Source organism: Campylobacter sputorum (genome assembly GCF_002220775.1).
In the GTDB taxonomy this organism is placed as follows: Bacteria; Campylobacterota; Campylobacteria; order Campylobacterales; family Campylobacteraceae; genus Campylobacter_F; species Campylobacter_F bovis.
On sequence record NZ_CP019685.1, the window covers coordinates 1,464,054 to 1,478,784 of the forward strand.

A 14,731-nucleotide genomic window follows, 5' to 3' on the forward strand; every position below is an offset into this window, starting at 1 on the left:
GACTAAGAAAAAAACACTTGATTTATCATGATAACAAGCACTGCAAAAGGTGCAACAAATCTAAGCAAAACATACCAAATATTAAAAAGTTTTTCTCCCATATAAGGTTTTAACAAAATCTCAATTGGACCTTTTTTCATTACAAAGCCAACAAATATAGAAGTTACTATACCACTTAATGGCATCATGATATTTGATGTTAAATAATCTAATATATCAAAAAAACTCTTTCCAAATAAGCTAAAAACATCAGCCGTTTTACTATAATACCCTAAAATACAAAAAACACCTAAAATATATGTAAATATAAAAATAGCAATAATTGCATTTTTACGCGTCATATTGTGAGAATTTACAAGATAATATATGCTTGGCTCTATCATCGATATAGCAGAAGTTATAGCAGCAAAAAGCAAAGAAAGGAAAAATGCAAAAGCTAAAATATTTCCAATTATTCCAAGTTTTGCAAAAAGCACGGTCAAAGAGATGAAAATAAGTCCAGGACCTTGTTGCGATGGATCTGCATTAAACTCAAATATAAATGTAAAAACAACAAGTCCCATCATTATACCGATTAAAATATTTATAAAAACTATACTCAAACTTGATGTTAATATATTTGTTTTTTCTGGCAAACTTGCAGCGTATGTTATTATCGTTGTTACACCAAGAGAAAGTGTAAAAAATGCAAGTCCAAGTGCAGATAAAACACTATCTTTATTTAAAGCCGAAAAATCCGGAACCAACAAAAATGACAAGCTCTTCAAAAATCCATCATAACTAAGAGAATAAGCAACCATAAGCAAAAGTAATATAAAAAGTGCTGGCATCATCCAGACATTTAATTTTTCTATGCCATTTTTTACACCTTTTGAAACTATATAAAATGAAACCAACGAGCAAATTGTAAAACATATAAAAGATACAAAAAAATCATTACTAAGCAAAGCATTAAATGCTGCTCCACTTTCTTCCATACTTTTTGGCAAATAAACTACGCTAGTAACCGTATACTTTAAAATCCAGCCCATAACAACTGAATAAAAAGAGTAAATAAGCAAAGCCCCTATCATAAAAAATCCAGCAAATTTCCATTTTTCCTTATTATTTGGAGCTAATTTTCTAAAAGCATTTACTGCATCGCTTTCTGATAATCTACCTATTGCAATTTCTGCTAAAAATATCACAAAACTTACACTAAGTGTCAAAATAAGGTACAAAAGTATAAATGCACTTCCGCCGTTTTGTCCAACCAAAGTTGGAAATTTCCAAGCATTTCCAAGACCTACAGCACTTCCTGCAACAGCTAAAATAAACCCTATGCGACTAAATTTCTCATTCATATTTTATCCTATCATTTTTTTGAAAAACAGCTCATAAGCCATTATCACAATAACAGCAAAAGGCGAAACAAATTTTAAAAAGAAATACCAAATTTCAAAATACACATCTTTTAAGTATTTTCCAAAAAATTTCTTTATTATATCTCTTTTGATAACATAACCTACAAAAATCGCAGCGAAAAATCCACCAAGAGGCATTATTATATTAGATGCTAAATAATCCAAAATATCAAAAAAACTCATATCAAAAAAGCTAAATTTATCACTCGTAACAGTATAATAAGACAAAATACACATGCTAGAAAGCAAATAAACTATAAAACCTATTAAAATCAGTGCATTTTTTCTTTGCATTTTATAAGTATTAATAAGATAAAAAGCAAATGGTTCTACCATAGAAACAGCACTTGTTAATCCAGCGAAAAACAGTGCTATAAAAAACATTATCGCTAAAATATTTCCAATTATCCCAAGTTTTGCAAAAAGCGTTGTTAAGGAGATAAATATAAGTCCTGGACCTTGTGAAACATTGGCATTAAACTCAAAAATAAAAGTAAATACAACAAGTCCCATCATAAGACCGATTAAAATATTTATAAATATAATGTATAAAGTGCTAGAGATGAAATTTGTATTATCGTTTAAACTTGCACTATATGTTATAACAGAACCTGCACCTATAGAAAGGCTAAAAAATGCTAAGCCTAAGGCTTGCAAAACAGCACTTACACCAAGTTTGCTAAAATCTGGTAAAAACAGAAATTTAAAAGCATCCATAAACCCATTCATTGTAAATGAGTATATTAGCATTAAGACAAGTATGATAAAAAGTGCTGGCATCATCCAAACATTTAATTTTTCTATGCCGTTTTTTACACCTCTTGAAACAACTATAAAAATACAAACAAAAACTATACTAAAACTAATGAATTGAGAAAATAAGCTATTTGTAAGTAAATTGTCAAAAACAATTTTGCTACTTTGTATATCGCTTGGAAGTGAAAAAAAACTCAAATACACATAATAAACAGTCCAGCCGATAATAATACTATAAAAACTAACTATCAAAATAGCACCAAGCATACTAAAGCCAACAAATTTCCAAGAACTTTTTTCACCGCCTAAAGCCTTGTATGCATTTACTGGATCTTTTCCGCTTAATTTTCCAATGCTAAGCTCTGCTAAAAATATAACAAATCCAACGCAAAGTGTAAGCAAAAGATACAGGCAAACAAATGCACTTCCACCATTTTGCCCTACCAAAGTTGGAAATTTCCAAGCATTTCCAAGACCTACAGCACTTCCTGCAACAGCTAAAATAAACCCTATGCGACTAAATTTCTCATTCATAAACAAATATCCATATTTTTTAAATTAAAAATTTAATGTTATCAAAACAAAGCTTAAATAATATAATTTTAAACTTAAAAAATCAAATACATTAAAAATTTATGATGTAAAAGCATTTTAATTGTAGTTATTGTTTATAATTTGGTATTTTAAACAAAAATTATGCAAGCCTAAGCCTGCATAATAATTACCTTAAAGACATAATAGTCTTAATTTCTTCCTCGTTTATGCCAACCATAATTTCGCCAAGATCTTTAGAAACTTCTAGTATAACATCTATATTATTATAATTCGCCACAGCTTTAACTATAGCATTTGCCATTTTTGCAGGATTACCTGATTTAAATATACCACTTCCTACAAATACGCCCTCTGCCCCAAGTTGTCTCATAAGTGCGGCATCTGCTGGAGTTGCAACACCGCCTGTTCCAGCTTCACCTTTTGTTCGTATCATTTTAGCACTTTCACTAACACGCCTTAATGCTTCGCCTAAATTTCTAGCACCACAAACAAAAGGTGCTTTAAATATTTTTTCTATATGTTAGTATCATCAGCAAAAACTCTTTCAAGTGCCATAACAGCAACAGCAAATATCTTATGCTATTTTTGCTTGCTACACATCTGTAACATCCATTATAACTCCACCAAGAAACTTGCTACTTTTTCTCCAAAATAGTTTTTATTTTTATAAAATTTATCAAAAGTTATGATAATAACCATATAAAAATTAAATTTAAATATAAATAATTATTTTCTTACTTTTTTAATTGCATCTAAAAGCATTTCAAATCCAACTTTACTTGAATTCTCAACATCTTCCATAATCTCTATACCTTCTTCTTTATTTTTAGATGCCTCGTTTGCAAATATATTTACAGCCTTTAAAAGACCATTATGGACATTTTCGTGATGAAATGCTACTTTTTTTACTATATCTTGGTTATCTTTTAATATAACTTTAACTTGTTCGCCAAACCATTTTCCAAATCTACAGCTTGTATGGTCTGGAATTTGTTGTATATCGTTATATAAAAACGCTTTATAAGCACTAAGCTTTAAATTTATATGATCTATCTTGCCATTACTTATACTAATCTCATTAGTAATGTTAGTAGCTTTATTTATAGTATCATTTGTGTTATTATTAACATCTTCTATATTTTTATGAAACTCATCAAGTCTTTGAGTAACATTCCCAGAAAGTTCTCTAAATTTCTCGCTCATCTCATACATTGTGTTAGAGTTTTGTTTTAGTTGATTTATATTCACTTCAACTTCACCGGTTGCTTTTTGTGTTCTCTCAGCTAGTTTTCTAACTTCATCAGCCACCACAGCAAATCCTCTACCATGTTCACCAGCTCTTGCTGCTTCTATGGCAGCATTTAGTGCAAGAAGATTTGTTTGATCTGATATATCTTTTATCAAATTTATAATCTCTACTATGGCACCAACGCTTTCGTTTAATGAATGGGAGCTATTTTGAAGTTCACTGCTAGTTACTTCAACTTTCTGCATAGACTCATTTATATAACTTATTTCCTCTGTAAGAATTTTGGTTTTACCAAAAGTTTCGTTGTTTAACTCATTCATACTATTTAACATAACAAGATTTTCTTCCATAGTTCCTTGTAAAAAATTTATACCATCTGAGTAACTTGCTATAAGGAGATCTAATGCCTTTTGCTTAGTGCTATCAACTACTTTTATATTATCTTTATTTGTCTCGCAACTATTTAGTTTAGATCTTAGATTTTCTATTTCGGCTTTTAGTAAATCATTTTCTTTTTTTAATAGTTCCAACTCAGCGGAATTTTGAGATTTTTTAGAATTCAAAAACATAAATATCCTTTTGTTAAATTATTTTTATCATTATATCATAGTTTTATTGTTAAATTTTATGTTTTGTTAGCTAGTATTGTAAAAAATAAAGAAAAAATATAGAAATTTAAGAAAAAAAAGATGAGCGAAAGCTCGCTCATCAACTAAATTAGAATGAGTATTTAGCCTCAAATCTAAATCTATTATCATCGTGATCTTTACCGGCTCCATCATAATTAACTTGAGAATACCATGTTTTAAATTTAAGATTTTTAGTGTGTGCATAGTCTATTCTAGCAACCCATTCGCTTTGATCTTGAGTACCTGCATTTGTTTTGTTTTCACCGTCTATATACTCTCCACCTATTCTTAACTTATCAAAGAATGTATATCCAGCACCAGCAAACCAGAACCAATTTTCACCTTCAAATAATGTATAATCAAGTAGTTCTTCACCTGGGCTAATAAATGATCCTTGATCCTCATAAGAGATTACGCCAGCTTTATCTTTTGAATCAGCTTCGAAGTTTATATATCCAGCACTTAAATCAAAACCAGCTACTTCAGCAGTTAACTCAGCTGCATAAAACTGTGCATCATCTGCTAAATTATTAGTTAATTCTTCTAAATCACCATCAACTGATGAGAAAGCGTATTGTGCTTTTACACCAAGCATTACTGGATCTAAATCGAAGTTAAATGCTAAATCAGCTGCAAAAAGATCAGCTACATCTATAAGTGATGCATACCATAGTTGGAAAGATAGTGGATCATAAGAACCTATAGCAGCTACACCATATAGATTGTGTTCATTGGTTTTCAATTCTAAAGAACCAATATCACTATCGTTATCTAGGTTATCAAATGCTATAGCAGCTAGAGTTAAACCTTCTATATCTTGGTTAAGAACTTTGATACCATCACCTACCATATCATCAGTGAAAAATGCACCAACTTCTTGACGACCAGCCATGATAGTTGTATTGCCTATTGTATATCCTAACAATGCTTGTCTAAGTTTAAAATCATCGTAATCTTCACCAGTGCTGCTTGCTTTTCCATCAAAATTCCAGTTATTAGCACCTTTCTCTCCAGATGGATCTCTTGAATCGTATTGTAAACCAACTACTGTAAAGAAGTTATCATCTAAAGCAGCTTTAAAATTTACTACGCCTTTAAATCCATGTTCACCTTTTGACTCATTTTTTTCAGATTCGTCATCATCATGTGTATAACGATATCTTAAATATCCGCTAACATCAACATCTTTTATAGCATCTTCTAGTGGAATAGCCGAAGCTGTCACAGAAAATGTACCTAGTGCAACCATAACCGCTAAACTAAGTTTAGTTAATTTCATAAATTTCTCCTTAATCTGTTTTGGTAAACGAATGATAACATAAAAAATCATTTTTTATGCTTAAAATTTTATAAATTTATATGTAAAGATTAACAAATAAAAAATAAATTTGTAATTTCTGCACTAAAACATATTTTTAAATATATTGCTTTACTTTATACCCCCCCCCTCACATCCCAACATACTACCAAAAAACATATTTAAAACTATAAAAATAAAGTTGCTCTGTTAGTTCTCCTTGTGCTTAGTTTAGATCAGTTTAGTTCATACACACGAAAAGGAGATGAATTTAATAAATTATCAATTTACTATAAAATTTGATATTTTTGATTTTATAATATATTTAATTTATTTTTAATATTTTAAAATATTTTTAAATATTATTTTATTCCTCAAACACTAGTTCAGCAATAAAGAAAATTCATATCAATTTTACTAAAATTAATAATAGTTCTTACAAACTTTTTAGAAACTATTTCTACAAAGCTACAAGCATAGCGAAGTAAAATGGAATTTTGTTACCTTGAGCCTAAACATAATTAAATTGATATCCCAATACACTACCTACACTTTAAACATTATAAATATTAGCAATAATTTAAAATTTATTTTTATACAAACATTCAGATAAAGCATGAAAAAGACTTTAACAAAAATATAAAATAATCTAAATTTAAAAAGATATATCACTAGCACGATATTTTATAGTAGTTCTTAAAAAATTAAATTTATACTAATTAATTTTACTAAAAATAATGGTTAGTTTATATTATATATGGATCTAGCCTAGCAACCATTTCTTTTTAAGTAATTTTAAAAGTATATTATACATAAATTTTTATCTTTTCTCCACCTAAATTCACACTCTTTCAAATGAAGTTCAAAATTTGCCTTTACTTCGTTAAATTCAGCTAATCTACATTTTGTTGCACTCCAAAAACTTTCAATTACATTTATGTATATATCTCCATCAAGTGTAAATTAGTTCTTGCTGTGATTTACCCTAAAATGTTTATTCTGCTAGTCCATCGCAACAATAATCATCAGTATAAATCACGCTTTACATCAATTTTACGCTCTATTAAAGTGTTGCCTTTCTCATATAAGGTGTGATTTTGGTAAAACTTCTTTGTTGCTACTCCAAATACATGTTGCATACTAGTGCCTCTATCTATTTTTAGTTTTACCTTGTTTATAGCTTTCGAAGCGACTTTCATCAAGTTCACACTACCGATAATTTTATCAAATTTAGCCATTTGATATTCGTAAATTTCTTGTCTAAAAATCATAAAATATAGATTTATAGTATTGCGATTAATGCTTAATAGTTTACTTCTAAAAGTGGCATTTGTATCGCAAGTTAGAAGTGAAAAATAATTTTTTGATTTTATAAGTGCTTAAAGCACGATTATTTAGAGTTTTAATAAGTATTATTATACTATAATGCTAGGCTAGTCCCTATATATTCAATTCAATATATTAATAATCAAATACTATAAATAAATTTAAAGATATAAATACCAATAAAGAAACATTAAATTTATAAATATTATATTATTTATAATCAATAAAATAATTGTGAAACAAAAGTAATAAAAGTAAATTATATTTAATTTAATATGAATTATTATATAAAAAATACTAAATTTATTTAATTATTTTAATATAAATAAATGTGAATAAATTAAGAAAGATTTGTAGAATAAATTATTAACACGCTTTGCAGCGACTTACTTTTCCACATCCCAGTAAGGGAGAGTATCATCAGCCATGATATGCTTAGCTTCTTGGTTCGAGATGGGGCAAGGCGTTTCCATATCTGTATAGCCACAAAGCAGTGTTAAATAAAAATACTTTCTCTTTTTATTTATACTGCGTCAAGATTAAAAAGTATGCTTATTATTCGCTTTCCTTATCTAAATTAAAAATAGTCGTATTTTAAGCAAACCACGAACTTATAAAAGTATTCTTATTAAACACTGTTAGATAAATTGTTAAAAGTCTAAGTTTTAATTATAAAACTTTTTACTTATTAAGGATTAAAGATATTTCACTTTTATATCTTTCTAGCAAACTTGATTTGTGATTAGATGTAAGGCTTGTAAAAAGTTTGATTAGTTTTAAGTGAGTTACCTTAAAGGTAATGAATGCAAAAATCTAATCAAGCTTTCGTGCAATTGTTCTTACACTAAACTAAATCATTATTAATTTTATCCTTAACAAGGAAGTGATGCTTAATTTTAACTATTTATTTGTATAGTTATTATGTATTTTTGGAGGTATTTTTTCGCTAAACAAGGAAGACAAATGAGTTCAAGGGAGTTACCATATAGGTAATGACCGCAGAACTATATGAAGTCTGACGCAGTTTAGTAGAAAAAAGACAAACAAAAAAAATAAAAGATAAGCAAACGAGCTATTAGTACTGGTCAGCTAAATGACTTACATCACTTACACATCCAGCCTATCAAACTTATAGTCTATAAGAGCTCTTAAAAGAAGATTCATCTTGGAGTTGGCTTCGAGCTTAGATGCTTTCAGCTCTTATCACATCCCAACTTAGCTACTGGGCGATGCTCTTGGCAGAACAACCCATACACCAGTGGTTGGTTCGACCCGGTCCTCTCGTACTAGGGTCAACTCTCCTCAATCTTCTTACGCCCACGGCAGATAGGGACCGAACTGTCTCACGACGTTCTGAACCCAGCTCGCGTACCGCTTTAAATGGCGAACAGCCATACCCTTGGGACCTGCTCCAGCCCCAGGATGCGATGAGCCGACATCGAGGTGCCAAACCTCCCCGTCGATGTGAGCTCTTGGGGGAGATCAGCCTGTTATCCCCGGGGTACCTTTTATCCTTTGAGCGATGGCCCTTCCACACAGAACCACCGGATCACTAAGACCGACTTTCGTCTCTGCTCGGCTTGTATGCCTCACAGTTAAGCTAGTTTATGCCTTTATACTCTACAAACGATTTCCAACCGTTCTGAACTAACCTTTGTAAGCCTCCGTTACATTTTGGGAGGCGACCGCCCCAGTCAAACTACCCACCAGACATTGTCCTACATGAGGATAACTCATGCTAGTTAGCTACCCAAATAAAAAAGAGTGGTATCTCAACAATGGCTCACCATAAACCAAAATCTATGGATCAAAGCCTCCCACCTATCCTGCGCATTTTTATCCAAGTAGCAGTGTCAAGCTATAGTAAAGGTCCACGGGGTCTTTCCGTCTTGCCGCGGGTAGGAGGAATTTTCACCTCCACTACAATTTCACTGGATCCCTCTTTGAGACAGCTCCCATCTCGTTACGCCATTCATGCAGGTCGGTATTTAACCGACAAGGAATTTCGCTACCTTAGGACCGTTATAGTTACGGCCGCCGTTTACTCGGGCTTCGATCAAGAGCTTCGCTAATGCTAACCCCATCAATTAACCTTCGAGCACCGGGCAGGCGTCACACCCTATACATCCACTTACGTGTTAGCAGAGTGCTGTGTTTTTGGTAAACAGTCGGGAGGGACTCTTTGTTGTAACCTCTAGGGCTTTAACACCCTGGTAGGCACACCTTATACCGAAGATACGGTGCTATTTTGCAGAGTTCCTTAAAGAGAGTTCTTCCACGCGCCTTAGAATACTCATCCCACCCACCTGTGTCGGTTTACGGTACGGGCTTTGATTACTAAACTTAGAAACTTTTCTTGGCTCTATAGCATCATGGGTTCTTACGCTACTCCGAAGAGTTTTGTAAGCCTTTAAGATTTCAGATAAAGAGTTACGGATTTGCCTATAACTCAACCTACATCCTTAGACTAACTATTCCATCAGTTAGCCCCACTAGCTTTAAGCGTCCTTCCATCGCACATAATCAAAGGTATTGGAATATTAACCAATTTTCCATCGCATACCCCTTTCGGACTTTGCTTAGGACCCGACTAACCCTACGATGACGAGCATCGCGTAGGAAACCTTGGGTTTACGGCGTTAATGATTCTCACATTAATTATCGCTACTCATGCCTGCATGCTCACTTGCATCCGCTCCAGCGCTCCTTACCGGTACACCTTCAACGCTGAATGCAACGCTCTCCTACCAGACGGAATACAGATGACAGAATACGGATTACGGAATTTAAAGTTAATTATTTAATACTACTTGTAAATACAGATAATCTTCTAACTAAGATTTTATACTCTTTTATTAATTTATTAGATATTTTTTCATCAATGTAACCTAAATCTTTTGAAACTCTTATCCATAAGATAGTTTCATCTGTACTTCCTATTGAATAAACTAGCATTCTTTTAAACTCATCTTTATAGAATCTATGTTTAGCATAACCTTCTACCATATTAGCAGTTATACTTTTACTTGATCTTCTTAATTGATCAGCTATACCACCAAATTGTTCTATCTTTGGATAAGATAGTGTTAATTTGTGAATTTCTAACATAAGATTATAAGATGATTTATAAATTTCTAAATCAGTTACATCTAGTTTTTTATTATTTGTATTCACTCTGTTTTATTTCTTTAAACTCTGTAATCTGTATTCTGTAATCTGTATTCCGAATCTACGACTTCGGTACTTATTTTAGCCCCGTTATATTTTCCGCGCAAAATCACTAGACCAGTGAGCTATTACGCTATCTTTAAAGGATGGCTGCTTCTAAGCCAACCTCCTGGTTGTTTCAGTAACTTCACATCGTTTTCCACTTAAATAAGATTTGGGGACCTTAGTCGGTAGTCTGGGTTGTTCCCCTCTTGACGACGGATTTTATCACTCGCCGCCTGACTGCTGTGATTACACTATAAGTATTCGGAGTTTGATAGGGTTTGGTACATTGGTATACGCCCTAGCCCATTCAGTGCTCTACCCCTTATAGTTACGACACAACGCTATACCTCAATATATTTCGGAGAGAACCAGCTATCACGATGTTTGATTGGCCTTTCACCCCTATCCACAAGTCATCCGAAAGCTTTTCAACGCTTGCCAGTTCGGTCCTCCGCCGGTTTTTACACCGGTTTCAACCTGCTCATGGATAGATCACATCGTTTCGGGTCTGCAGCATCTGACTAAACGCCCTATTAAGACTCGCTTTCGCTACGGCTCCGGGTTTCCTTAACCTTGCCAGACACCACAACTCGCAGGCTCATTATGCAAAAGGCAGTCCATCACACGTCATAAAGAATCGTGCTCTGAATGATTGTAAGCAAATGGTTTCAGGTTCTATTTCACTCTGATCACCTCAGTTCTTTTCACCTTTCCCTCACGGTACTTGTGCACTATCGGTCTAGTAGTAGTATTTAGGGTTGGAAAGTGGTCTTCCCAGATTCAGACAAGGTTTCACGTGCCTCGCCCTACTCAGGATACTGCTAAGTAAAAAGATGATTTCGTATACGGGAGTATCACCCTCTATGCTCAATCTTTCCAGATTGTTTTACTATCATGTTTTAGTCTTTTATGCAGTCCTACAACCCCACTAGTAAACTAGTGGTTTGCCCTCTTACGCGTTCGCTCGCCGCTACTAGCGTAATCTCTTTTGATTTCTTTTCCTGTGGGTACTAAGATGTTTCAATTCCCCACGTTCGCCTACGGATTACAGACAACAGATAACTATATACAGAAATTTTAGTTTTTAGTTTATTATAATTAATCTTTATGAAGTAAAAAATATTTTTATCTATTCTATTTATTACTCTTTTATAGTTATTTCTAAACTATGATTTATAGACTAAGAAATAATTTAAAAGTTAATCATAATAAATTTAATAATAAAATTTGGTATTTAATCTATTCTCTGTAACCCGTATAATGTATATTACTATACACTGGGTTGCCCCATTCGGAAATACACGGATCAAAGCTTCTTGACAGCTCCCCGTGTCTTATCGCAGTCTAGTACGTCCTTCATCGCCTCTACCAGCCAAGGCATCCACCATTTGCTCTTAGTAGCTTACCTTTTTTTAATTCCGCAGACGAATAAAATTCGTCTTTACGGTGGGGAGTGCAAGCACTCTCTCAACCCACCTAAAGTTATAAAGATTTACAACAAAAACATAAATTCACCGATTGTAAGTAAATTTAATTTTATTGTCTTTGGAATTTATTAGAATTGTTTATTATGTTTATATTCTAATTCGCATCACTTCCTTGTTAAAGATAAATAGTAATAAAAATATTTTAAATAATTAAATATTAATAATTGATATTTAAACTCTATAGCTAATAAAGTTATAAATAAGAACTATATTTTTATTATTTAATTAATAAAAAGTTACCTTTTAAACTTTTAAATGTCTAAAAAATTCTCTCTTTATTTTTATCTTACTTTATTTACAATGTTTAATTATATATGATTTAAGACGGAAAGAGATTAATAATATATAAAGATAAGTTTTTAACTCTTTATATACCGTGACATAATCTTTAAACTTTTAAATTTAGATAACAGATAAATCTAAAAGCTTGCTTTTTTGTAATCAATATAATTAAAGCTTTAACAAGGTCCTGTAAAATTGTTTTATTTTATTAAAACTTGTTTGTGACTTTTAACAATAGTAAGTTAAATAACATCGCTTCGTTTATTTTTCTTTTTCTGCGAAACGGAAATGTAATTATACTAATTTAAGCTTAAATATTTATTAAAACATACATTACTATTTACTACTTATACTAATTAAACTTCACTCTCATTTACAACTTGATTTCTGCCATTTTCTTTAGCTTTATAAAGTGCTTTATCTGCACGATCAACCATTTGTTCTACCTTCTCGCCTTGTTTGTATATAGACACACCAAAACTTGCAGTTTTTTTGTGAATTATTGAAAAATCATGTTCTTCGATAAGTTTTTTAAATTTGTTTGCTATTTTAGTTAAAATTTCCAAATTTACATCTACGCAAATTATCATAAATTCTTCACCACCCCAACGACCAAAAGTATCAGTTGAACGAACATTTCTTTTAATAATAGATGCAAATTCCTTAAGTACAATATCTCCTGTGTTATGACCATATGTATCATTAACAGCTTTAAAATGATCTATATCTATCATTATTAAACCAAAGTTAACACCAAAATCATTTGCATTTTCCATATGTTGCTCTAAAACTTCATCAATTTTAATACGATTGAAAATCCCAGTAAGTCTATCAGTAATCGAAAGAATTTGCAACTCGTTATTTTTCTCTTCTAATTGCTCTGTTCTTTGGCGAATTTTGCTCTCTAAATTTGTTTGATAATCATGAATTGAATCAGCCATATCTGTAAGAGAACTTACAAGCTGTGAAATTTCTTTTACTCTAGAATTTATAGTTTTTATTTCGTTAAATTTATGCTCTTTGATTAAAATAGTGTTTTTAACTAAAGCAATAATAGGTTTTGAAATAAGCATTGACATATAAAAAATAAAAGGCAAAAGTAGTAAAATAACACCAATTGTTATATAAATCATATATTTAAATTTATCAGAATATTCGCTTTTTGCTTCGTTTAAATTAACTAATAAAATTATGTATGTTTGATTTAAATTTAAAATCTTGTATATAAATGTCTCACCATTTTTATCCGTATAAAGATAGTCATTTTTGTTTTTTAAAATATCATTTAATACAATGTTGGAACTAGCATTTTGTGATTTTATTATAAGTTGTTTATCGTTTGATGAATACATATAAAACTCAGTATTAAAAACTTTAGAGCTTTCTTTTAAATAATTTTTTATATCATCTATTAGTAAATCTATTGCCAAAACAGTATTTTCGTTAATTTTTTTAGTATAAGTCATACCCATAACACCTTGAATTAAAGCTGCTGTAAATTCATACGGAGATATTTTTGTAACGCTTACATTTGCTTCTTTAAACCAAGGACGAGCACTTACAAGATAATTATCTTGTAATCTTAATTCCCTAGTTTTGTGTAAATTTTTATCATAAAAACTAATATACTTATAACCAATATCGTTTTCTTTAACCTCGATAAGTGCCCACTTCTCGTTACTTGTGGTGTTGTATTTTTCATCATCAAAGGGTGTAAGTTTGATAACTTCAAAATAATTATTATCTTTATCGCCAATATAAATAGCATAAAACCTAGTTTTGTTATTTAAAATAGCACTAAAAACATCAAGCAATTTATATTTATTATTTTGAGTATCTTTTGCGTTATTAATATTGTAATATTCCATAATCTTAGCAAGTTGTTCAATAGAATCAATATTTGTCTCATGTCTATTAATAGCACCTGCTTCAATTTGATTTACCATTGTTTCAAATTTTTCAAGAGTTATATTTTTAGCAAGTTTTTCACTAAAAATATACTGGAAGCCAAACATTATCATAATAATAAACAATGATAAAAAGCTAAAAATCATTATAATCGTAAAACGAAAAGAAATTTCCTTATTCATTTTAATTGCACTTTATATAAATATTTATTTATAATTATATCAAAACACACTTAAGACTATTTTTCTCTTTATAACTTTTTAAAATTTGTGTATTATTAAAATATCTAAAATTATAAGTAGTTTTAGAAGAAAATCTTTAAAAATAGCAATAAGTTTTAAAACCAATACAGGGTATAAAAAATATTTTATAAAACATATAAATAAAATCATAAATTGTTATTTATATTTTGATTGGATAATAACAGAAGTTATTAAGTCTTAATAATAAATATTTACATAAGACAGTGCTAAAACTAAATAATACACAAAATTTAGTTTTTTTAATATTCATCATTATATATGATTACTCTAGATATTAAATTTATCTTAATAATAACAGTTAAATAGTATCTCGTTATAATACAAGCAACTATAAAAACAAATTTAAGATTTAAAGCTATTTTA

6 protein-coding genes, 2 rRNA genes and 2 pseudogenes are annotated in these 14,731 nt (G+C 30.7%); all 10 read right to left on the bottom strand.

Annotation, left to right across the window (positions count from 1 at the left end; genetic code table 11):
* Nucleotides 1-2: 2 nt before the first annotated feature.
* The gene (locus CSPB_RS07400) at nt 3-1,343 is read right to left on the bottom strand and encodes a sodium-dependent transporter (protein WP_089193745.1); all 1,341 of its coding nucleotides are present in this window, start codon (nt 1,341-1,343) and stop codon (nt 3-5) included.
* 3 nt (nt 1,344-1,346) lie between these two features.
* On the bottom strand, nt 1,347-2,693 hold the full coding sequence (locus CSPB_RS07405) for a sodium-dependent transporter (protein WP_089193746.1): 1,347 nt from the start codon (nt 2,691-2,693) through the stop codon (nt 1,347-1,349).
* A gap of 187 nt (nt 2,694-2,880) precedes the next feature.
* Nucleotides 2,881-3,231 (bottom strand): beta/alpha barrel domain-containing protein, encoded by a 351-nt coding sequence (locus CSPB_RS07410; protein ID WP_201260250.1) that lies wholly within the window; start codon nt 3,229-3,231, stop codon nt 2,881-2,883.
* A 209-nt stretch (nt 3,232-3,440) separates the two neighbouring features.
* Nucleotides 3,441-4,136, bottom strand: a pseudogene (locus CSPB_RS09150) (methyl-accepting chemotaxis protein); the annotation flags it as partial.
* A gap of 544 nt (nt 4,137-4,680) precedes the next feature.
* Nucleotides 4,681-5,871, bottom strand: coding sequence for a major outer membrane protein (locus CSPB_RS07420; RefSeq protein ID WP_089193748.1), 1,191 nt, complete (start codon nt 5,869-5,871; stop codon nt 4,681-4,683).
* An 813-nt stretch (nt 5,872-6,684) separates the two neighbouring features.
* Nucleotides 6,685-6,885 (bottom strand): annotated as a pseudogene (locus CSPB_RS08880) (hypothetical protein); the annotation flags it as partial.
* Nucleotides 6,886-6,914: 29 nt separating this feature from the next.
* Nucleotides 6,915-7,160, bottom strand: a complete 246-nt coding sequence (locus tag CSPB_RS07425) for a hypothetical protein (protein WP_089193749.1) — start codon at nt 7,158-7,160, stop codon at nt 6,915-6,917.
* A 428-nt stretch (nt 7,161-7,588) separates the two neighbouring features.
* Nucleotides 7,589-7,706, bottom strand: a 5S ribosomal RNA gene (gene rrf, locus CSPB_RS07430).
* A gap of 564 nt (nt 7,707-8,270) precedes the next feature.
* Nucleotides 8,271-11,836: ribosomal RNA gene (locus CSPB_RS07435) — 23S ribosomal RNA — on the bottom strand.
* A gap of 717 nt (nt 11,837-12,553) precedes the next feature.
* The gene (locus tag CSPB_RS07440) at nt 12,554-14,287 is read right to left on the bottom strand and encodes a GGDEF domain-containing protein (RefSeq protein WP_089193084.1); all 1,734 of its coding nucleotides are present in this window, start codon (nt 14,285-14,287) and stop codon (nt 12,554-12,556) included.
* Nucleotides 14,288-14,731 lie beyond the last annotated feature (444 nt).

Coding starts and splice junctions, on each gene's coding strand:
- CSPB_RS07400 (WP_089193745.1), bottom strand. CDS start 1,343: ATGAATGAGAAATTTAGTCGCATAGGGTTTATTTTAGCTGTTGCAGGA.
- CSPB_RS07405 (WP_089193746.1), bottom strand. CDS start 2,693: ATGAATGAGAAATTTAGTCGCATAGGGTTTATTTTAGCTGTTGCAGGA.
- CSPB_RS07420 (WP_089193748.1), bottom strand. CDS start 5,871: ATGAAATTAACTAAACTTAGTTTAGCGGTTATGGTTGCACTAGGTACA.
- CSPB_RS07425 (WP_089193749.1), bottom strand. CDS start 7,160: ATGATTTTTAGACAAGAAATTTACGAATATCAAATGGCTAAATTTGAT.
- CSPB_RS07440 (WP_089193084.1), bottom strand. CDS start 14,287: ATGAATAAGGAAATTTCTTTTCGTTTTACGATTATAATGATTTTTAGC.